At 72.4% G+C, this 24,297-nt stretch carries 1 protein-coding gene (cut by a window edge); it reads left to right on the top strand.

Annotated elements, in window-relative coordinates; all coding sequences use genetic code 11:
* On the top strand, positions 1 to 24,297 hold the 5' portion of the coding sequence (locus A4R43_RS38975) for a type I polyketide synthase (RefSeq protein WP_113696676.1). Its footprint extends 3,198 nt past the window's final position; 24,297 of the gene's 27,495 nt are visible here — the first part of the coding sequence; the start codon lies at positions 1 to 3; its stop codon lies beyond the right edge, outside the window.

Here is a 24,297-nt window from a genome sequence, read left to right on the forward strand (position 1 = left end):
ATGGACAACGAACAGAAGCTCCGGGACTACCTCAGGCGCGCGAGCGCGGATCTCCGCCGCACGCGGCAGCGGCTGAACGAGATCGAGGCCGCCTCGCAGGAGCCGATCGCCATCGTCGGCATCGGCTGCCGGTACCCGGGCGGGGTGCGCACCCCGGAGCAGCTGTGGGACATGGTGATCGCCGGGGAGCACGGCATCACCGAGTTCCCGGCCGACCGCGGCTGGAATCCCGAGATGCTGGCCATGTCGAACACCCGCTCCGGCGGCTTCCTGCACGACGCCCCGGAGTTCGACGCGGACTTCTTCCGGATCTCGCCGCGCGAGGCGCTGTCGATGGACCCGCAGCAGCGCGTGCTGCTGGAGGTCACCTGGGAGGCGCTGGAGCGCGCCGGCATCGACCCGACTTCGATCAAGGGCACGCAGACCGCGGTTTTTGTCGGCGCGATGGCGCAGGACTACCAGGTCGGCCCGGGTGAGGGCGGCGAGGGCTTCCAGCTGCTCGGCAACTCCAACAGCGTGCTGTCCGGCCGGATCTCCTACACCTACGGCTTTGTCGGCCCGGCCGTCACCATCGACACCGCGTGCTCGTCCTCGCTGGTCGCCATGCACCTGGCCACGCAGTCGCTGCGCAACGGCGAATGCGAGCTGGCGCTGGCCGGTGGCGCCACGATCATGTCCAGCCCGACCACCATCGTGGAGTTCAGCAGGCAAGGTGGGCTCTCGCCGGACGGGCTGTGCCGCTCGTTCGCCGAGTCGGCCGACGGCACCGGCTGGGCCGAGGGTGCCGGTGTGCTGGTGCTGGAGCGGCTGTCGGACGCGCAGCGCAACGGGCACGAGATCCTCGCCGTGATCAGGGGTTCCGCGGTCAACCAGGACGGCGCGTCGAACGGGCTGACCGCGCCGAACGGGCCGTCGCAGCAGCGGGTGATCCAGCAGGCGCTGATCAACTCGCGGTTGTCCGAGGACCAGATCGACGTGGTCGAGGCACACGGCACGGCCACCACGCTCGGCGACCCGGTGGAGGCGCAGGCGCTGCTGGCCACGTACGGCCGGAACCGCAGCCGGCCGCTGCTGCTCGGGTCGATCAAGTCGAACATCAGCCACACCCAGGCCGCGGCGGGCGTGGCCGGCGTGATCAAGATGATCATGTCGATGCGGCACGGCGTGCTGCCGAAGTCGCTGGGCATCGACCAGCCGACCTCGCACGTGGACTGGACCGCGGGTGCGGTCGAGCTGATCACCGAGAACACGCCGTGGCCGGAGACCGGCGAGCCGAAGCGCGCGGCGGTGTCCTCGTTCGGCATCAGCGGGACCAACGCGCACACCATCATCGAGCAGGCGCCGGAACTGGTGGTCGAGGGCGAGACGGGCGAGGCTCCCGCGCTGGTCGAGGCCGGCATGGTGCCGGTGCTCGTCTCCGGTCGCAGCCGTGAGGCGCTGCGAGCGCAGGCCGAGCGCCTGCTGTCCGTTTTGGACGATGAACCGCCGTTGCTGGACCTGGCTTTCTCGCTGGCGACCACCAGGGCGAGCTTCGAGCACCGCGCGGTCGTGCCGTCGGACGACCTGCGTGCCGGGCTGACCGCGCTGGCCGCCGGGGAGGTGGCGCCGGGCACGCTCACCGGCACCATGCACAGCCGGTCCAAGACGGCGTTCCTGTTCACCGGGCAGGGCGCGCAACGGCTGGGCATGGGCCGGGAGCTGTACGCCCGGTTCCCGGTCTTCGCGGCGGCGCTGGATGAGGTGCTGGCTGGCTTGGCGAGTGTCACGAATGTGGCTTTCGAGACGCCAGATGTCTCGAAAGCCACATTCGTGACATCGGCGGAGGGGCTCCGCGAGGTCATGTGGGGCGAGGATGCCGATGCGCTGGACCAGACCGGGAACGCGCAGCCCGCGTTGTTCGCCATCGAGGTGGCGTTGTACCGGCTGGTGGAGTCGTGGGGCATCAAGCCCGACTTCCTGGCCGGGCATTCGATCGGCGAGATCGCGGCCGCCCATGTCGCCGGGGTGATGTCCCTTGAGGACGCCGCGAAACTGGTGACCGCGCGTGGAAAGCTCATGCAGGCGCTGCCTGCGGGCGGCGCCATGGTGGCGATCCAGGCGACCGAGGACGAGGTCACGCCCCTGCTCACCGAGGGCGTTTCCATCGCGGCGATCAACGGACCCGATTCCGTGGTGGTTTCCGGTGACGAGGATGCCGTCGAGGCGGTGGTCGCCCAGTTCGAAGGTCGCAAGACCAAGCGCCTCACCGTTTCCCACGCCTTCCACTCGCCGCGCATGGACGCCATGCTCGATGATTTCCGCGCGGTTGTTGCAGATCTCGACCTGCAGGCCCCGCTGATCCCGTTCGTCTCGAACCTGACCGGCGAGCTGGCGCGCGTCGAGCAGGTGACCTCCGCGGACTACTGGGTGGACCACGTCCGCCAGGCCGTGCGGTTCGCCGACGGTGTGTCGTGGCTGCGCGGCCACGGCGTCGGCACCTTCCTGGAGCTGGGCCCGGACGGCGTGCTGTCGGCGATGGTCCAGGGCATCGTGGACGACGTGGTCGCGGTGCCGGTGCTGCGAACCGGGCGCGAAGAGGCGCGGACCGCCACCACCGCGCTCGCCACCCTGCACGTCAACGGGATTCCCGTGCGGTGGGCCGAATACTTCGACCGCACCGGCGCGGTGCGCATCGACCTGCCGACGTACGCCTTCCAGACCAGGCGGTTCTGGCCGAAGGGCGGTGGCTTCGGCTTCGGCGGCGACCCGCGCTCGTCCGGTCTCGGTGCCGCGCGGCACCCGCTGCTGGCCGCGGCGGTCTCGCTCGCGGACTCCGACGGCGCGCTGCTGACCGGGCGCCTTTCCCTGCACACCCACGCCTGGCTGGCCGACCACGCGGTCTCCGGCCGGGTGCTGCTGCCCGGCACGGCGTTCCTGGAACTGGCCATCCGCGCCGGGGACGAGGTCGGCTGCGACCGCGTCGAGGAGCTGACCCTGACCGGTCCGCTGGTGCTGCCCGAAACCGGCGGGGTGCAGGTGCAGCTCTGGGTCGGCCGCGCCGACCAGGCCGGCCGCCGGACGGTCGACATCTACTCGCGCCTGGACACCGACGACGAGCAGCCGTGGACCCCGAACGCCACCGGCGTGCTCACCACCTCGGGCGCGGACGCCAAGCAGGTTCCGTTCGACGCCACGGAATTCCCGCCAAAGTACGCGCAGCCGATCGACCTGACCGGGCTGTACGACCGCCTGGCGGCCGACGGGTTCGCCTACGGCCCGTCGTTCCAGGGCCTGCGGGCCGCGTGGCAGCTGGGCGAGGACGTCTACGCCGAGGTCGCGCTGCCCGAGGACGTCGACAACGAGTCGTTCGAGCTGCACCCGGCGCTGCTGGACGCGGTGCTGCACGCGTCGCGGTTCGTCGAGTTCGGACCGGAGAGCCAGGGCGGGCTGCCGTTCTCGTGGGAGGGCGTCTCGCTGCACGCGACCGGCGCCTCCACGGTCCGCGTCAAGCTTTCGCCGGTGGGCGACGACGCGATGTCGATCGCCGTGGCCGACGCCGCCGGTGAGCCGGTCGCGTCGGTGGAAACGCTGGTCTTGCGCGCGGTCGCCACCGAGCAGCTGGCCGGGGCGGTCGGCCGCGACTCGCTGTTCCGCGTGGACTGGGTGGCCGCGCAGCACGCCACCACGGAGCCGACCGTGGTCGAGACCACCGATCTTGAGTCCATTGTGGATGTGCCGGACTGGGTGCTGTACCACGTCGAGACCGGCGCGGACACCGTCGAAGCGGCACACGCGGTCAGCGCGCACGTGCTCGGCGTGGTCCAGGAGTGGCTGGCCGATGAGCGGTTCGCCGAATCGCGCCTGGTTTTTGTCACCCGCAACGCGGTGGCCGCGGCCGAGGGTGACCTGCCGGACGTGGCCGCCGCGACCGTCTGGGGCCTCGTGCGCTCCGCGCAGTCGGAGAATCCTGGCCGGTTCGGGTTGATTGACACGGATGCCGATTCGCCGTTGAAGAAGGCGATCGGGGTTGACGAACCGCAGCTGGCCATTCGCCACAACAAGGTTTATGCCGCCCGGCTCGCGCGTGCCCTGCCGCAGCCGCGTGAACTCGAGTGGGGCGGGCAGGTCCTGATCACCGGTGGCACCGGTGGCCTGGGCAGTGTCATCGCCAAGCACCTGGCCGCCGAGCACGGCGTGCGCGACCTGCTGCTGGTCAGCCGCCGCGGCCCGGCCGCCGACGGCGTGCCCGAACTGGTCGCCGAACTCGCCGAGCTGGGTGCCGAAGCCGTGGTCGCCGCGTGCGACGTGACCGACCGCGCCCAGGTCGCCGAACTGGTGGCACAGCACAACATCAAGGCCGTGGTGCACACCGCCGGGGTGCTCGACGACGCCACCATCGGCTCGCTGACCCCCGAGCGGCTCGACACCGTGCTCGGGCCCAAGGCCGACGCCACCTGGTACCTGCACGAACTGACCTCGGACCTATCGGCGTTCGTGGTGTTCTCCTCGGCCGCCGGGACCTTCGGCAACCCGGGCCAGGGCAACTACGCCGCCGCCAACGCCTTCCTGGACGCGCTCGCCGCGCGCCGCCGGGCCGAGGGCCTGCCCGGGGCCTCGATCGGCTGGGGCGCGTGGGACCAGACCGGCATGCTCTCGGGTGCCGACGCCGAGCGCATGGCGCGGTCCGGCATGCCCGCGCTGACCGCCGACCAGGGTGTCGCCCTGTTCGACGCCGCACTGACCACCGACGACGCCGCCGTGCTGGCGCTGCGCCTCGACCTGTCCGTGCTGCGCGCGCAGCCGGAGATCCCGCCGCTGTTCCGCGGCCTGATCCGCACGCGCTCGCGCCGGTCCGCGGTGGCCAGCTCCGAGGCCGCCGACACGCTGGTGCGCCGCCTGTCCGGGCTGGCCGAGGAAGAACGCCGTGACGTGCTGCTGGAGATCATCCGCGACCAGGTGGCCGCGGTGCTCGGGCACGCCGACGGCGCCGAGATCGAGCCAGACCGCCAGTTCAAGGACCTCGGCTTCGACTCGCTGACCTCGGTCGAACTGCGCAACCGCCTGACCGCGGTCACCGGGCTGCGCCTGCCGGCCACCATGGTGTTCGACCACCCCACGCCGAACGTGCTGGCCGGGTACCTGGCCGGTGAGCTGTTCGAGGCCGACGCGGTGATCCCGGAGCAGGCCCGCCCGGTGCGCCAGACCGGCGACGACCCGATCGTCATCGTCGGCATGGGCTGCCGCTACCCGGGCGGCGTCGGCTCGCCGGAGGACCTGTGGCGGCTGGTGCTCGACGGCCAGGACGCCATCTCCGGCTTCCCCACCGACCGCGGCTGGGACCTGGAGAAGCTGTACCACCCGGACCCCGACCACCCGGGCACCTCCTACACCCGCTCCGGCGGCTTCCTGCACGACGCCGGTGAGTTCGACGCCGGGTTCTTCGGCATGAGCCCGCGTGAGGCGGTCGCCACCGACTCGCAGCAGCGGCTGCTGCTCGAGGTTTCGTGGGAGGCCATCGAGCGCGCCGGGATCGACCCGGTTTCCCTGCGCGGCAGCCAGACCGGCGTGTTCGCCGGGGTGATGTACAGCGACTACGGCGGCGCGATGAGCGGTGGTTCCGCCGAGGGCTACCAGGGCAGCGGCACCTCACCGAGCATCGTCTCCGGCCGCGTTTCCTACACGCTCGGGCTGGAAGGCCCGGCGGTCACCGTGGACACCGCGTGCTCGTCGTCGCTGGTCACGCTGCACCTGGCGGCGCAGGCGCTGCGCAACGGCGAATGCTCGCTCGCGCTCGCCGGTGGCGTCACGGTGATGTCCACCCCGGTCGCGCTGATCGAGTTCTCCCGCCAGCGCGGCCTTTCCCCGGACGGCCGGTGCAAGGCGTTCTCCGACTCGGCCGACGGTGTCGGCTGGTCCGAGGGTGTCGGCGTGCTGGTGCTGGAGCGGTTGTCCGACGCGCGCCGCAACGGGCACGAGGTGCTCGCCGTGGTCAAGGGCTCGGCGGTCAACCAGGACGGCGCGTCGAACGGGCTGATGGCGCCGAACGGCCCGTCGCAGCAGCGGGTCATCCAGCAGGCGCTGGCCAGCGCCGGGCTGACCACGTCCGATGTGGACGCCGTGGAGGCACACGGCACCGGCACTTCGCTCGGCGACCCGATCGAGGCGCAGGCGCTGCTGGCCACCTATGGACAACACCGCAAGCACCGCCCGCTGCTGCTCGGCTCGGTCAAGTCGAACCTGGGGCACACGCAGGCCGCGGCCGGTGCGGCTGGTGTGATCAAGATGGTGATGGCGCTGAAGTACGGCGTCCTCCCGAAGACGCTGCACATCGACGAGCCGTCGTCCCATGTGGACTGGACGGCCGGTGACGTCGAGCTGCTCACCGAGCCGACGGAGCTGCCCGAGGTCGGCCGCCCGTGGCGCGCTGGCATTTCCTCGTTCGGCATCAGCGGCACCAACGCGCACGTGATCCTGGAGCAGCCCGCGCCGGTGGTGGTCGAGGAGCGGCCGTCGCTGGACGGGGTGGTGCCGTGGGTGCTCTCCGGCAAGACCCGGGACGCGGTCCGCGCGCAGGCCGCGCGCCTGCTGTCCTATGTGGACGAACGGCCGGAGCTGGAACCGGCGGACGTGGCGTATTCGCTGGCCACCGCACGGTCCGCGTTCGAGCACCGCGCGGCCGTGGTCGGCGAAGGCCGCGACGCCCTGCTGCGTTCGCTCGCCGCGCTGGCCGCCGACACGCCCGAGGCCGGCGTGCTCACCGGCGAGGCCGGTTCGGGCAAGATCGCGATGATCTTCACCGGGCAGGGCAGCCAGCGCGCCGGGATGGGGCGTGAGCTGTACCAGCGGTTCCCGGTGTTCGCCGAGGCCTTGGACGAGGTGGCCGACGCGCTCGACGCGCACCTGGACCGCCCGCTGCGCGAAGTCATGTGGGATGACGAGACCGGTTTGCTCGACCAGACCGGCTGGGCCCAGCCCGCGATCTTCGCCGTCGAGGTGGCGTTGTTCCGCCTGGTCCGCTCGTGGGGCGTGAAGGTCCACTTCCTGGGCGGGCACTCCATCGGCGAGATCACCGCCGCGCACGTGTCCGAGGTGCTCACCCTGGACGACGCCGCGAAGCTGGTCGCCGCGCGCGGCAAGCTCATGCAGGCCCTGCCTACCGGCGGGGCGATGGTCGCGATCCAGGCGGCCGAGGACGAGGTCACCCCGCTGCTCACCGAGGGCGTTTCGATCGCGGCGATCAACGGCCCGGGCTCCGTGGTCGTCTCCGGTGACGAGGACGCCGTCAAGGCGGTGGTCGCGCGGTTCGAAGGCCGCAAGACCAAGCGGCTCACCGTGTCGCATGCCTTCCACTCGCCGCGCATGGACGCCATGCTCGCCGAGTTCGGGCAGGTCGTCGCGGAACTGGCCTTCGCCGCGCCCAAGATCCCGGTGGTGTCGAACCTGACCGGGCACTTCGACACCGACGCGCTGTCCTCGCCCGACTACTGGGTGCGTCACGTCCGCGAGGCGGTCCGGTTCGCCGACGGGGTGCGCACGCTGCACGACTCGGGCGTGCGGACGTTCATCGAGCTGGGCCCGGACGGGGTGCTGTCGCCGATGGTCCAGGAGGTGCTGGCCGAGGACGAGGCGAACGTGGTCGCGGTCCAGCGGGCGGGCCGCGGCGAGGAGTCGTCGATGGTCTCCGCGCTGACGCGGATGCACCTGCACGGCGTGAAGGTCGGCTGGCGCAGCTTCTTCGAGGGGCGCGGCGTGCGCCGGGTCGACCTGCCGACCTACGCCTTCCAGCATTCGTACTACTGGCCGCAGGCGCCGGAACTGCCCGCCGGCCTCTCCGCCGACCCGAGCGACGAACGCCTGTGGGCGGCGATCGAGCGCGGTGACGCGAACGAACTGGCCGCCCTGCTCCACCTCGGTGAGCAGCAGCAGTCCTCGCTCGACGCGCTGCTGCCCGCGTTGTCTTCGTGGCGGCGGAGCAACCAGCAGAAGTCCCTTTTGGACTCCTGGCGCTACCGGGTCAAGTGGACTCCGGTGCGCACCGGCGTCACGCCCGTGCTCAGCGGTCAGTGGCTGGTGCTCACCGGCGAGCAGGACACCGAACTGGCCGGTCGGCTCCGCGAGCTGCTGGCCGCGCACGGTGCCGAGGCGCGGCAGGTCGAACTGGACGCGAGCTGCGCCGAGCAGGGGCCGATCACCGAACGGCTGACCGGGATCGGCGAGGTCGCGGGTGTGGTTTCGCTGCTGGCGCTGGACGACCGGCCGTACGAACCGCATCCGGTGCTGTCCACCGGCCTGGCGCTGACCATCTCCGCGCTGCGCACCGTGGACGCTCCACTGTGGACGCTGACCCGCGGTGCGGTGAGCACCGGCCAGGGTGACCAGGCCGGGTCGCTGGCGCAGGCCGCGGTCTGGGGCTTCGGCCGGGTGGCCGCGCTGGAGTACCCGCAGCGCTGGGGCGGCCTCGTCGACCTGCCCGGCGAGCTCGACACGAACGCGCTCCGCCACCTGCTCGGTGTGCTCACCGGCGAAGAGGACCAGACGGCGATCCGCGCCACCGGTGTGCTCGGCCGCCGCCTGGCGCACCGGCCGGTGGACGCACTGCCCGGCGCCGACGAGTTCACCGCGGGCGGAACGGTGCTGGTCACCGGCGGTACCGGTGGCCTCGGTGCCGCCGTCGCGCGCTGGCTGGCCGGTCGTGGCGCGGAGAACCTGATCCTGACCAACCGCCGTGGCCTGGACGCGCCCGGCGCGGCCGAACTGCGGGCCGAGCTGACCGAACTCGGTGCCCGGGTGGAGATCGTCGCCTGCGACGTCGCCGACCGCGACGCCCTCGCCGCCGTGCTCGACAGCATTCCGCCCGCCCTGCCGCTGACCGGTGTGGTGCACACCGCTGGTGTCGGGCAGTCATCGCCGCTGGAGCTGACCGGGCTGCCGGAGTTCGCCGACGTGATGTCGGCGAAGGTGCTCGGCGCGCGGAACCTCGACGACCTGCTCGGCGACCGCGAGCTGGACCTCTTCGTGTTGTTCGGGTCCATCGCCGGGGTGTGGGGCAGCGGTGGCCAGAGCGCCTACGCCGCCGCGAACGCCTACCTGGACGCGCTGGCCGAACGCCGCCGCGCGAACGGGCTCACCGCGACCTCGATCGCCTGGGGGCCGTGGGCCGAGGTCGGCATGGCCACGCACGAGGAGATGTCGGGCAGCCTGCTGCGCCAGGGCCTCGCCTTCCTCGACGCCGGACCGGCGATCACCGAACTGCACCGCGCGGTGGTCCAGCAGGACGTGACGGTCACCGTCGCCGACGTCAGCTGGGACCGCTACCACCCGCTGTTCACCTCGCGCCGCCCGAGCGCGCTGCTCAGCGAACTGCCCGAGGTCAAAGCGCTCGCCGAAGCCGAGGAGAAGCAGGCGGGCGAGTCCTCCACCTTCGCGAACGAACTGCGTGAGCTGCCCGAAGCCGAGCAGCGCCGCCGCCTGGTCGCGCTGGTGCGTGCCGAGGCGGCCGCCGTGCTCGGGCACAACTCGGCCGAAGAAGTCGGCGAGCAGCGGGCGTTCCAGGAGATCGGCTTCGACTCGATGACCGCGGTCGAGCTGCGCCAGCGGCTCGGTGGCGCGACCGGGCTGACCCTGCCGGCGACGCTGATCTTCGACTACCCGACGCCCAAGGTGCTGGCCGACCACCTGCACGGCGAACTGCTCGGCTCGGCCGCGGAAGCCGCCGTGTACCAGGCAAACCACGGCGGCACCACGGACGAGCCGATCGCCATCATCGGCATGGCCTGCCGGTTCCCCGGTGGCGCGAACACGCCGGAGGAGTTCTGGCAGCTGATCGCCGACGGCACCGACGCGATCACCGAGTTCCCCGCCGACCGCGGGTTCGACATGGCCGTGCTGTACGACCCGGACCCCGACCACCCGGGCACCACGTACACCACCGCGGGCGGTTACCTGCACACCGCGGGTGACTTCGACCCGGCGTTCTTCGGCATCTCACCGCGTGAGGCGGTCGGCATGGACCCGCAGCAGCGCCTGCTGCTGGAGACCACCTGGGAGGCCATCGAGCGCGCCGGGATCGACCCCGCCTCGCTGCGCGGCACCCGGACCGGCGCGTTCATCGGGTCCAGCTACTCCGAGTACGGCACCGCCGACGGCGGCGGTTCCGAGGGGTACGCGGTGACCGGCAGCAGCCCGAGCGTGCTGTCGGGCCGGGTGTCCTACGTCTTCGGCCTCGAAGGCCCGGCGGTCACCGTGGACACCGCTTGCTCGTCTTCGCTGGTCGCGCTGCACCTGGCGTGCCAGTCGCTGCGCAGCGGGGAGAGCACGCTGGCGCTGGCCGCCGGCGCCACGGTGATGCCGAACCCCAAGCCGCTCATCGCGTTCAGCCGCCAGCGCGCGCTCGCGCGGGACGGCCGGTGCAAGGCGTTCTCCGACTCCGCCGACGGCATGACCCTGTCCGAGGGCATCGGCATGCTGCTGGTGGAGAAGCTGTCCGACGCGCAGCGCAACGGGCACCCGATCCTCGCCGTGGTGCGGGGTTCCGCGGTCAACCAGGACGGTGCCTCCAACGGGCTGTCCGCGCCGAACGGTCCCTCGCAGCAGCGGGTGATCATGCAGGCGCTGGCCAACGCCGGCCTGCAACCGTCCGATGTGGACGCGGTGGACGCGCACGGCACCGGCACCACGCTGGGCGACCCGATCGAGGCGCAGGCCCTGCTGGCCACCTACGGCGTGGACCGCGACCCGCAGCGGCCGCTGCTGCTCGGCTCGGTCAAGTCGAACATCGGGCACTCGCAGTCCGCGGCCGGGGTGGCCAGCGTGATCAAGATGGTGCTGGCGCTGCGCAACGGCCTGCTGCCGCCGACACTGCACGCGGACACGCCGTCGTCGCATGTGGACTGGGGTTCCGGGGCGCTGTCGCTGCTCAACGAGCCGGTCGACTGGGTGCCGCACGGGCGTCCGCGCCGGTGTGCGGTGTCCTCGTTCGGCGTCAGCGGGACCAACGCGCACGCGGTGATCGAGGAGGCCCCGCCGGTTCCGGCGGAGCCCGCCCCGGTGGTGATCGAGCAGCCGGAGGTGGTGCCGTGGGTGCTGTCGGCCCGCAGCGAAGCCGCGCTGGAGGCGCAGATCGCCAACCTGCTGCCCGCCGTCGAGGGCGAAAGCCCGGTTGATGTCGGGTTCTCGCTGGCCACCACCCGCTCGAAGTTCGAGTACCGCGCGGTCCTGCTCGGGGCCGCCGAGGTGCGCGGACTGGCCGATTTGGACGGTCGCACCACCTTTGTCTTCCCCGGCCAGGGCGCGCAGTGGGCCGGGATGGGCGCGCGGCTGATCGACGAGTCGCCGGTGTTCGCCGCGCGGATCGCCGAATGCGCCGCCGCGCTCGCGCCGTACCTGGACTGGTCGCTGCTCGACGTGCTCCGCGGCGTCGATGGCGCGCCCTCGCTGGACCGCGTCGACGTGGTGCAGCCCGCCTCGTTCGCGGTGATGGTTTCGCTCGCCGAGGTGTGGCGTTCGTACGGGGTCGTCCCGGACGCGGTGGTCGGGCACTCGCAGGGTGAGATCGCCGCGGCCTGCGTTTCCGGCGCGCTGTCGCTGGAGGACGCCGCGAAGGTGGTGGCCCTGCGCAGCCAGGCGATCGGCCGGGAACTGGCCGGACGCGGGGGCATCGCGTCGATCGCGCTGCCCGCCGAGGAGGTCACCGAGCGGCTGGCCGCCTGGGACGGCAGGCTTTCGCTGGCCGCCGAGAACGGCCCGCGCACGGTAGCCGTCTCCGGGGATCCCGAGGCGCTGGACGAACTGCTCGAAACGCTCGCCGCGGAAGGCGTGCGCGTGCGCCGGATCGTGGTGGACTACGCCTCGCACTCCGCGCACGTGGAGGACATCCGCGACGAGATCCTGCGTGACCTGCACGGGCTCGACCCGCAGCGGCCGCGCATCCCGTTCCGCTCCACGGTGACCGGCGACTGGGTCGACGGCCCCGAGCTGACCGCCGACTACTGGTACCGGAACCTGCGGCAGACCGTGCACCTGGCGGGCGCGATCCGGGATCTGGTGGACGACGGGCACCGCGCGTTCATCGAGGTCAGCTCGCATCCCGTGCTCACGGTCGGCGTCGAGGACACCATCGCCGACGCGGGGCAGCGGGGCGTGGTGGCGGGCACGCTGCGTCGCGATCTCGGTGGCATCGACCGGGTGTGGACCTCGCTCGCCGAGGTTTTCGTGCGCGGGGTCGCGGTCGATTGGGCCGCCGCCTTCGAAGGCACCGGTGCGCGCCGGGTGAGCCTGCCGACCTACGCCTTCCAGCACGAGCGCTACTGGGTTGGCGGTCCGGGGATGGCGCAGCCCGAGCAGAGCGCGGACCCGGTGGACGCCGAGTTCTGGGCCGCCGTCGAGCGTGCCGATCTCGCGACGCTCACCTCCAGCCTGCACGTGGACGAGGAATCGCTCGCCGCCGTGCTGCCCGCGCTGAACTCGTGGCGCCAGCAGCACCGCGAGCAGTCCACAGCGGACTCCTGGCGGTACCGGGTCAGCTGGAAGCCGCTGAGCGGTCACCAGGCTTCGCTTTCCGGCACCTGGCTGCTGGTCACCGCGGACGGCATCGACGACCAGGACGTCTACGACGCCCTGTCCGCGCACACCGAAGTACGCCGCGTGGTCTTCGACGGGTCCCCTTTGGACACCGAGGGCGTCACCGGCGTGGTGTCGGTGCTGGCGATGGCCGAGGAGCCGAGCGAGACCGAACCCGCGCTGGCGCGTGGTCTCGACCTGAGCGTGAAACTGGTGCAGACCACCGAGAACAGCACAGCGCCGCTGTGGTTCTTGACTCGTGGTGCGGTGTCCACCGGCCGGTCGGACCGGCTGGCCAATCCGGTGCAGGCGCAGGTGATGGGCGTCGGCTGGACGGTCGCGCTGGAGCACCCGCAGCGCTGGGGCGGGGTGATCGACCTGCCCGAGCGGCTCGACTCGCGGGCCGGGCAGCGCCTGGCCGCGGTGCTGGCCGACCCGGCCGGTGAGGACCAGTTCGCCATTCGCGCCTCCGGCACGCTGGCCCGCCGCATCGTCCGCGCCCCGGCACGGCCGCACCGCGCCCGCGAGTGGCAGCCCCGCGGCACCACGCTGATCACCGGCGGCACCGGCACGCTCGGCCCGCACGTGGCGCACTGGCTGGCCCACCAGGGTGCCGAGCGGATCGTGCTGATCAGCCGCAGCGGCATCGACGCCCCCGGCGCCCCGGAACTCGTTGCCGCACTGGGAGAACTGGGTTCCGACGCCTCGGCGGTCTCCTGCGACATCACCGACCGCGACGCGGTGGCGGCGATGCTCGACGGCCTGCGTGCCGACGGGCACGAGATCCGCAACGTCATCCACACCGCCGCGGTGATCGGCCTGCACAGCCTGGCGGAGTCCACATCGGACGCCTTCGGCCAGGTGGTCAACGCCAAGGTGCGTGGTGCCGAGCACCTCGACGCGCTGATCAGCGAAGAACTCGACTCGTTCGTGCTGTTCTCGTCCATCTCGGGCATGTGGGGCAGTGGCCAGCACGGCGCGTACGTCGCGGCCAACGCCTACCTGAACGCGCTGGCGGAGAACCGGCGTGGCCGCGGCCTGCCCGCGACCGCGGTGTCCTGGGGCATCTGGGCCGACGACCTCGGCCTCGGCCGGGTGGACCCGGAGCAGATCCGCCGCAGCGGCCTGGTGTTCATGAAGGCGCGGCTGGCGCTGTCCGCGCTGGGCCGGGCGCTCGACGAGAACGACACCGACGTGGCCATCGCCGACGTCGACTGGACCCGCTACCACCCGGTGTTCACCGCGACCCGGCCGACCACGCTGTTCGACGAGATCCCCGAGGTCCGGCAGCTGGCCGAGCAGGCGGCGAACGCGGCACCCGCCGCCGACGGCGGGTTCGCCGACCGGCTGCGCTCGCTGCCCGCCGCCGAGCGGGAGCGCGTGCTGCTCGACCTGGTGCGCACGCAGGTGGCCACCGTGCTCGGCCACTCGTCACCCGCCGAGCTGTCCGAGCACCGCGCCTTCCGCGAGATCGGCTTCGACTCGATCACCGCGGTCGACCTGCGCAACCGGCTCGCCGCGGCGACCGGGCTGACCCTGCCGACCACGATGGTCTTCGACCACCCGAACCCGGTCGCGCTGGTGGAGTTCCTGCTCGGTGAGATCGAGGGCGGCGAAGGCCGGTCCATCGCGCCGGTGGTGACCTCGGCGGTGGACGACGAGCCGATCGCCATCGTCGGCATGGCCTGCCGCTACCCGGGTGGCGTCAACTCGCCGGAGGACCTGTGGGAGCTGGTGCTCGGCGGGGTGGACGCGATCTCCGGTTTCCCGGCCGACCGCGGCTGGGACGCCGACGCGTTGTTCGACCCGGACCCCGACCGCCCCGGCGGCACCTACTCCGTGCAGGGCGGGTTCCTGCACGACGTGGCCAACTTCGACCCCGGCTTCTTCGGCATCAGCCCGCGTGAGGCGCTGGCGATGGACCCGCAGCAGCGCCTGCTGCTGGAGACCGCGTGGGAGGCCATCGAACGCGCCGGCATCGCCCCGGCGTCCCTGCGCGGCAGCCTGACCGGCGCGTTCATCGGGGCCAGCTACCAGGACTACTCCACCGGCGGCACGGACGCGGCCGGTGCCTCCGAGGGGCACATGATCACCGGCACGCTGTCCAGCGTGCTGTCCGGCCGGGTGTCCTACCTGTTCGGGCTGGAGGGTCCCGCGGTCACCATCGACACCGCGTGCTCATCTTCGCTGGTCGCGATGCACCTGGCGTGCCAGTCGCTGCGGGGCGGGGAAAGCTCCCTCGCGCTCGCCGGTGGGGTCAGCGTGATGTCCACGCCGGGCGCGTTCGTCGGCTTCAGCCGTCAGCGGGCGCTCGCGCAGGACGGCCGCTGCAAGGCGTACTCCGACGCGGCCGACGGCATGACCCTGGCCGAGGGTGTCGGCCTGGTGCTGCTGGAACGGCTGTCCGACGCACGCCGCAACGGGCACGAGGTGCTGGCCGTGGTGCGCGGCAGCGCGATGAACCAGGACGGCGCCTCCAACGGCCTCACCGCGCCCAACGGTCCCTCGCAGCAGCGGGTGATCCTGCAGGCGCTGGCCAACGCCAAGCTGGATCCGTCCGAAGTGGACGCCGTGGACGGGCACGGCACCGGCACCGCGCTCGGGGACCCGATCGAGGCGCAGGCGCTGCTGGCCACCTACGGGCAGGCCACCGACCGGCAGCTGCTGCTGGGCTCGGTCAAGTCGAACATCGGCCACACGCAGATGGCCTCGGGCGTGGCCAGCGTGATCAAGATGGTGCTCGCGCTGCGGCACGGCGTGCTGCCGAAAACGCTGCACGTGGACCAGCCGTCGTCCCATGTGGACTGGAGTGCCGGCGCGATCCAGCTGCTCACCGACACCACGCCGTGGCCGGAGACCGGCCGCCCGCGTCGCGCCGGGGTGTCGTCGTTCGGGCTCAGCGGCACGAACGTGCACACCATCCTGGAGCAGGCGGAACCGGTCGAGGCACCGGCCGTGGCCACCGAATCCGGGCCGATGCCGGTGCTGGTGTCGGCCCGCGGCGAGGGCGCCCTGCGCGCGCTGGCCGGCCGGCTGCTGTCCACTGTGGAGGACAAGCACCTGACCGATGTGGCCGCCTCGCTGGCGACCACCCGCTCCACCTTCGAGCACCGCGCGGCCGTGGTCGCCGCCGACACCGGGGAACTGGTGCGCGGCCTGACCGCCCTGCGTGACGGGCAGCCGGGTGCCGGGCTGGTGCGCGGGACCGCCGCCCGCGGCAGGCTCGCCTTCCTGTTCACCGGCCAGGGCAGCCAGCGGGCCGGCATGGGCCGCGAGCTGTACGACCGGTTCGAGGTGTTCGCCGACGCGCTGGACGAGGTGTTCGCGCACTTCGACACCGAGCTGGACCGGCCGCTGCGCGAGGTGATGTGGGAGGACGCCGAAGCCCTCGACGAGACCGGGTACACCCAGCCCGCGTTGTTCGCGCTGGAAGTGGCGTTGTTCCGACTGGTCGAGTCGTGGGGCCTGAAGCCCGACTACCTGGCCGGGCACTCGATCGGCGAGATCGCCGCCGCGCACGTCGCCGGGGTGCTGTCCCTTGAGGACGCCACGAAGCTGGTCGCCGCGCGCGGCCGGTTGATGCAGGCACTTCCGGCCGGTGGCGCGATGGTGGCGATCGAAGCCACCGAGGACGAGGTCACCCCGCTGCTCACCGAGGCCGTTTCGATCGCCGCGATCAATGGCCCGCGCTCGGTGGTCGTGTCCGGTGACGAGGATGCCGTCGAGTCGGTGGTCGCGCGGTTCGACGGGCGCAAGACCAAGCAGCTCACCGTGTCCCACGCCTTCCACTCGCCGCGCATGGACGCCATGCTCGATGACTTCCGTGCCGCCATCGAGGGCCTGACCTTCAACGAAGCCCGCATTCCGATGCGTGGCGATGTGACCTCGGTAGACTACTGGGTCAACCACGTGCGCGATGCCGTGCGGTTCGCCGACAGCGTCTCGTGGCTGGCGGGTGAGGGGGTGCGCAACTTCCTCGAACTCGGTCCCGACGGCGTGCTTTCCGGTATGGCGCGCGACAGCCTCGATGACGAGGCTGTGCTGCTGCCCGCACTGCGCCGCGACCGGCCCGAGGTGACCGCGCTGCTCGGCACCCTGACCGGCCTGCACGTCCAGGGCGTGCGGATCGACTGGGCCGCGTTCTTCGCCAAGACCGGCTGGCGTCCGGTCGAGCTGCCCACCTACCCGTTCCAGCACCAGCGGTTCTGGCCGGAGACCAGCGAGGCGGCACCCGCCGCGGACCAGGGCGACCCGGTCGACGCCGAGTTCTGGCAGGCCGTCGAACGCGCCGACGTGGCCACGCTCGCCGAGACGCTGGACCTCGACGGCGAGACGGTCACCGCGATGGTGCCCGCGTTGTCCACCTGGCGCCGCAAGCGGCAGGAGCTGTCCACTGTGGATGGCTGGTGCTACGCGGTGACCTGGAAGCCGGTCGAGGCCGGGACCAAGCCGCTGACCGGGCCGTGGCTCGTGCTCCACCGCGGTGACGACTGGTCGACGGCGATCGCCGACAGCCTCGGTGTGGAGACCACGCTGGTCGAGGTGACCGGCGAGGACCGGACCACTCTGGCCGAGCGCCTTACCGACCTCGGCGTCGCCGGAACACGCCTCGGCGGCGTGCTGTCCACTTTGGACCTGAACGGCACCGCCGCCGCGGTACAGGCACTGGGTGACACCGGGATCGACGCGCCGCTGTGGTGCGTCACCACGGGTGCGGTGTCGGTGGGCCGGTCGGAGGCGCTGACCGAGCCGGAACAGGCGGCGATCTGGGGTCTCGGCCGGGTGGTAGCGCTGGAGCACCCCGGCCGCTGGGGCGGCCTGCTCGACCTGCCCGCGCAACTCGACCGCGCCACCCTGCGGCGGCTGCCCGGAGTGCTCGCCGGTGAAGAGGACCAGGTCGCCGTGCGGCCGTCCGGCACCTACGCCCGCCGCCTGGTGCACCGGCCCGCCGGTCCCGAGCCGCGCACCAGCTTCGAGCCGAGCGGCACGGTGCTGGTCACCGGCGGCACCGGCGGTCTCGGCAGGCACATCGCGCGGTGGCTGCTGGACAACGGCGCCGAACACCTGCTCCTGCTGAGCCGTCGCGGTCCGGACGCACCCGGTGCGGCCGACCTCGTGGACGAGCGCATCACCATCAAGGCCTGCGATGTCGCCGACCGCGACGCGCTGGCCGCGGTGCTCGCCGAGCACCCGGTGACCGCGGTGATCCACACCGCCGGGGTGGTCGAAGACGGGCTCGTCGACACGCTCACCCCCGAGTCGTTCGACGCGGTCATGCGGTCCAAGGCGGTCGCCGCGAAGAACCTGCACGAGCTGACCGGCGAGCTGTCGGCGTTCGTGCTGTACTCCTCGACCGCGGGCGTGATCGGCGCGGCCGGCCAGGGCAACTACGCCGCCGCGAACGCCTATCTCGACGCGCTCGCCGAGCACCGCCGCGGCCTGGGCCTTCCGGCGACTTCGATCGCCTGGGGCCCGTGGGCCGAGGGCGGCATGGTCGCGGACTCGGCCGACGCGGTGGCGAACCGGCTGCGGCGCGGCGGGCTCAGCCCGATGGCGCCCGGCCTGGCGATCTCCGCGCTCAAGCAGGCCATCGAGCACGACCAGACCACGCTGGTGGTCGCCGACATCGACTGGACGCGGTACTACCCGGCGCTGACCGCGTTGCGCCCGGCACCGTTCGCCGCGGACCTGCCGGAAGTGCGGCGGCTGCGTGAGGTCGGTGCCGCGCCGGTGGAGCAGCCCGCCGGGCACGAGCTGGCGGAACTGGCCCCGGCCGAGCGGTCCCGCAAGGTACTGGAGATGCTGCGCACGCAGGTGGCCGCGGTGCTCGGGCACACCGACGCGAGCGAGGTCGAGCCGGACCGGGCGTTCAGCGACCTGGGCTTCGATTCGCTGACCACGCTGGAGCTGCGCAACGGGCTGGCCGCCGCGACCGGGCTGACCCTGCCCGCGTCGCTCATCTACGACTACCCGACCCCGCGGGCACTGGCCGAGCACCTGCTCGGCGAGCTGCTCGGTGCCGCTGACGAGCCGGTTGTGGCCGCGATGGCGAGCATGGCCGCCGCGGACGATCCGATCGCCATTGTCGGAATCGGCTGTCGCTTCCCCGGCGGGGTCACCTCACCCGAGGAGTTGTGGGAGCTGCTCGCCGAGGGCCGCGACGGTGTCACGACCTTCCCCGACGACCGCGGCTGGGACCTGGGCATGCTCGCCCAGGGCGCTTCCGCCACCCGTGAAGCCGGGTTCCTCAGCGGGGTCGCCGACTTCGACGCCACCTTCTTCGGCATCAGCCCGCGTGAGGCGCTGGCGATGGACCCGCAGCAGCGGCTCGTGCTGGAGACCGCGTGGGAGGCGCTGGAGCGCGCCGGGATCGACCCGTCGAAGCTGCGCGGCAGCCAGACCGGCGTTTTTGTCGGCACCAACGGCCAGGACTACCCGAGCGTGCTGCGCCGGGCGTCGGCCGACGTGCAGGGCTACGTCGCCACCGGCAACACCGCGAGCGTGATGTCCGGCCGCTTGGCCTACAACCTCGGGCTGGAGGGCCCGGCGGTCACCGTGGACACGGCGTGCTCGTCCTCGCTGGTCGCGATGCACTGGGCCACCCGCGCGCTGCGTGCCGGGGAATGCGGGCTGGCGCTGGCGGGCGGCGTCAGCGTGATGGCCAGCCCGGATTCGTTCATCGAGTTCACCACGCAGGGCGGGCTCGCCGCGGACGGCCGCTGCAAGGCCTTCGCCGAGGCCGCCGACGGCACGGCCTGGGCCGAGGGCGCGGGCATGCTGGTGCTGGAGCGGCTGTCCGACGCCATCGCCAACGGCCACGAGGTCTGGGGTGTGCTCAAGGGTTCCGCGGTCAACTCCGACGGTGCCTCCAACGGGCTGACCGCGCCCAACGGCCCGTCGCAGCAGCGGGTGATCCGGCAGGCGCTGGCCGACGCCGGACTGTCCACAGCGGACGTGGACGCGGTGGAGGCCCACGGCACCGGCACCACGCTGGGCGACCCGATCGAGGCGCAGGCGCTGCTCGGCACCTTCGGCAAGGACCGGTCCGAGCCGCTGTGGCTCGGCTCGATCAAGTCGAACATCGGGCACGCGCAGGCCGCCGCCGGCGTGGCCGGGGTGATCAAGATGGTGCTGGCCATGCGCAACGGCGTGCTGCCGAAGACGCTGCACGTGGACGCGCCCTCGTCCCATGTGGACTGGAGCGCGGGAGCGGTGTCGCTGCTCGACGAAGCGCGGCCGTGGCCGGAGACGGACCACCCGCGCCGTGCGGGGGTGTCGGCCTTCGGGGTCAGCGGCACGAACGCGCACGTGGTGCTGGAGCAGGCGCCGGTGGTCGAAGCGGAAGCCACGACTGCCGTGGTGACGCCGTCCGTGGTGCCGTGGCTGGTCTCCGGCCGCACGAAGGAAGCATTGGCCGCGCAGACCGAGCGGCTGCGTGCCTTCGCCGGTCAGCGGCCCGAGTTGTCCACTGTGGACATCGCGTACTCGCTGGCCACCACCCGGACGGCGTTCGCGCACCGCGCGGTGCTGCTGGTCTCCGGTGGTGAAGTCACCGAGGGGGCGCGGGCGTCGGTGCGCCGGGGCGACGGGCAGACCGCGTTCCTGTTCACCGGCCAGGGTTCGCAGCGGATCGGCATGGGCCGGGAGCTGTACGACCGGTTCCAGGTCTTTGCCGACGCCTTCGACGCGGTGGCCGCGCACCTCGACGTGGAGCTGGACCGCCCGCTGCGCGAGGTCGTCTGGGGCACGGACCCGGAACTGCTGCGGCAGACCGGTTGGGCGCAGCCCGCGTTGTTCGCCATCGAGGTGGCGCTGTACCGGCTGGCCGAATCGCTGGGCCTGCGGGCCGACCGGCTCGCCGGGCACTCCATCGGTGAGATCGCGGCCGCGCACGTGGCCGGGGTGTTGTCGCTGGAGGACGCGTGCACGCTGGTTGCCGCCCGGGCCCGCCTGATGCAGGCATTGCCCACCGGTGGGGCGATGGTGGCGATCAAGGCCACCGAAGACGAGATCGCCCTGACTGAGGGTGTCTCGATCGCCGCGGTGAACGGGCCGTCGTCGGTGGTCATCGCGGGTGACGAGGCCGCGGTGCTGGCCATCTCGGAGGGTTTCGAGAAGACCTCGCGCCTCAAGGTGAGCCACGCCTTCCATTCACCGCTGATGGACCCGATGCTGGAGGACTTCCGCGCCGCCATTGACGGGCTGACCTTCCACGAACCGCGGATCCCGGTGGTCACCACCGGCGACGTGACCACAGTGGACTACTGGGTGAACCACGTGCGCGACACCGTCCGGTTCGCGGACAACGTGCGCTCGCTGGCCGAATCCGGCGTCACCACGATGATCGAGCTGGGCCCCGACGGCGTGCTCTCGGCGATGGTCGAGGAAGACGCGCTGGTGGTCCCGCTGCTGCGCAAGGACCGCGACGAGGAACTGGCCCTCACCGCCGCGCTGGGCACGCTGCACGCGAACGGGGTGGACATCGACTGGGCCAGCTACTTCACCGGCACCGGCGCCGCCCGTGTCGACCTGCCGACCTACGCGTTCCAGCGTGAGCGGTACTGGCCGGAGGGCACCCTCGCGATGGGGCCGCCGGAAGCGGCCGTCGATCCGGCCGACGCGGAGTTCTGGGCCGCGGTGGACCGGGCGGACTTCGACTCGGTGGCGTCCACTTTGGAACTCGACGGCGAAGCGGTGACCGAGGTGGTCCCGGCGCTGTCGTCCTGGCGCCGCCGCCGTCGTGAGCAGTCCGTTGTGGACGGCTGGCGGTACCGCACGGTGTGGCGGCCGATCAGCGCCGACGGCACGCTCGCCGGCCGCTGGCTGGTGCTGCTCCCCGCCGAGACGTCGGAGGACGAGTGGACCTCCGACGTGGTGGAGGCGCTGGGGGACAACACGGTCTGCCTGGATGTGAGTAGCCGCGCCGAACTCGCCGGGCTCCTGACGGAGCTGGACGAAACCTTCGACGGGGTGGTGTCGCTGCTGGCGACGCGGGGTGCCGAGGTGCCCGACTACGCGTGGCCCGCCGAGCAGCTGCAGGTGCTCGGCGAAGCCGGGATCACCGCGCCGCTGTGGTGCGTCACCCGGGGCGCGGTCGCGGTCGGTGACGAGATCGCGGCGAACTACGGCCAGGCCGCGGTCTGGGGCCAGGGCCGCGTTTCCGCGCTGGAACAGCCGGACCGCTGGGGCGGCCTGGTGGACCTGACCACCGCGAACGGCCTCGCCGCCGTGCTCGCCGGGACGGAGAACCAGGTCGCGGTGCGAGAGCACGGGATCTTCGGCAGGCGGCTGGTCCGGGCGCCCGGCTCGTCGGGCTCGTGGACGCCGGAGGGCACGATCCTGCTGGTCGGCGGCAACGAGGAGCTGGCGAGCTGGCTCGGCCGCGAAGGCGCGACCGTGGTCACCGGCACCGCCGCCGACCGGGACGCGCTGGCCGCGTTGCTGGCCGAGCACGAGTTCACCGCCGTGGTGCACGCCGGTGAAGCGGCCGAGGACTTCGAGAGCGCGGTCGCGGGCGTGCGCCACCTGGACGAACTGCTCGGTGACCGGCCGCTGGACGCCTTTGTGGTGCTCGGCTCGATCGCCGGGGTGTGGGGGGTGCGCGGCCGTGGCCCGCAGGCCGCGGTGGACGCCTACGCCGAAGCCGTGGTCCGCGCCCGGCGTGCCCGCGGGGCGACCGCGCTGCACCTGGCGTGGGGTCCGTGGGCGGAGACGCCGGAAAGCCAGCTGGCGCGGCACCTGCGCCTGAGCGGGCTGCCGGGCATCAACGCGGACCTGGCGCTCGCCGCACTGGGCCGCGCGGTCGCCGCCGGGGACACCTCGGTGACCGTGGCGGACGTGCGGTGGGAGACCTTCGCGCCGTCGCTGCCGGGCGCGCTGCTCGCCGAGCTGCCGGAGGCGGCCGCTGTTGAGTCCGATGTGGACGCCGGTGCCTCGGAACTGCGGCAGCGCCTGCTGTCCATGCCGCCGGAGGACCGCGCCGACGCACTGCTGGCGGTGGTCCGCGAGAAGATCGCCGTGGTGCTCGGGCACACGACCACCGAGGCGATCGAGGACGGGTCGCCGTTCCGCGACCTGGGCTTCGACTCGCTGACCTCGGTCGACCTGCGCAACCAGCTCAACAACGAAACCGGGCTGAGCCTGCCCGCCACGCTGGTCTTCGACTACCCGACGCCCAGCGAGCTGACCGCCTACCTGCTCGAAGAGCTGCTGGGCGCGCGCAATGAAAGCCACATTCATAGCGCGTCACGCAATGAAAGCCACATTCATAGCGCCGACGACCCGATCGCCATTGTCGGCATGGCCTGCCGGTTCCCCGGCGGCGTGCGGTCGCCGGAGGACCTGTGGGAACTGGTCACCGGCGGGGTGGACGCCGTCGGTGAGATGCCGGCCGATCGCGGCTGGGACTTCGAGAAGTTGTTCGGTGATAAGCAGAGCATCACCCGCCAGGGCGGCTTCCTCTACGACGTGGCCGACTTCGACCCGGACTTCTTCGCCATCTCACCGCGTGAGGCGCTGGTGATGGACCCGCAGCAGCGTGTGCTGCTGGAGTCGGCGTGGGAGGCGATGGAGCGTGCCGGGATCGATCCCGGCACGCTGCGCGGCACCGACGCCGGGGTGTTCATCGGCGGCGGCAGCGGCGAGTACCGCCTGCCCGCCGAGACCGCCGGGCACGAATGGCAGACCGCGCAGTCGGCGAGCCTGCTCTCCGGCCGCCTCGCCTACACCTTCGGCTTCCAGGGCCCGACGGTTTCGGTCGACACGGCGTGCTCGTCGTCGCTGGTCTCGCTGCACCTGGCCGCGCAGGCCCTGCGCAACGGCGAATGCTCGATCGCGCTGGCCGGTGGGGTCACCGTGATGGCCACGCCGGTGGGCTTTGTCGAGTTCAGCGCCCAGGGCGCGTTGTCGGAGGACGGCCGCTGCAAGGCGTTCGCCGACACCGCCGACGGCACCGGCTGGTCCGAGGGCGTGGGCATGCTGGTGGTGGAGCGGCTGTCCGACGCCCGCCGCAACGGGCACGAGGTGCTCGCCGTGGTCCGCGGCTCGGCGATCAACTCCGACGGGGCGTCCAACGGGCTGACCGCGCCGAGCGGCCCGTCGCAGCAGCGGGTGATCCGGGCGGCGCTGGCGAACGCCGGTCTGTCCACTTCGGACGTGGACGCGGTGGAGGCGCACGGCACCGGCACCAAGCTCGGTGACCCGATCGAGGCGCAGGCACTGCTGGCGACCTACGGCCGGGACCGCGAAGAACCGCTGCTGCTGGGCACGATCAAGTCCAACATCGGGCACACGCAGTCGGCGGCGGGTGTGGCCGGCGTGATCAAGATGGTGCTGGCCATGCGCAACGGCCAGCTGCCGCGCACGCTGCACGTGGACCGCCCGACCACTCAGGTGGACTGGAGCGCGGGCGCGGTCCGGCTGCTCACCGAGACCACGCCGTGGCCGGAAGTGGGCCGCCCGCGCCGGGCCGGGGTGTCCTCGTTCGGTGCCAGCGGCACCAACGCGCACCTGATCCTGGAGCAGGCGGAGACCGTGCCGCCGACGGAGGCGGTCGCTCCCGAGCGCAAGCCCGAGGTGATGCCGGTGCTGGTCTCCGGCCGCACCCCGGCGGCGCTGCGGGCGCAGGCGAACCGGCTGCTCGAACTGGCCCGTGAGAACGACGACCTGGCCGGGATCGCGTTGTCGGCGGCGACCACCCGCGCCGCCTTCGAACACCGCGCGGTGGTGCTCGCCGGTCAGCAGAGCGAACTGGTCGACGGC

Source organism: Amycolatopsis albispora, from assembly GCF_003312875.1.
GTDB lineage: Bacteria > Actinomycetota > Actinomycetes > Mycobacteriales > Pseudonocardiaceae > Amycolatopsis > Amycolatopsis albispora.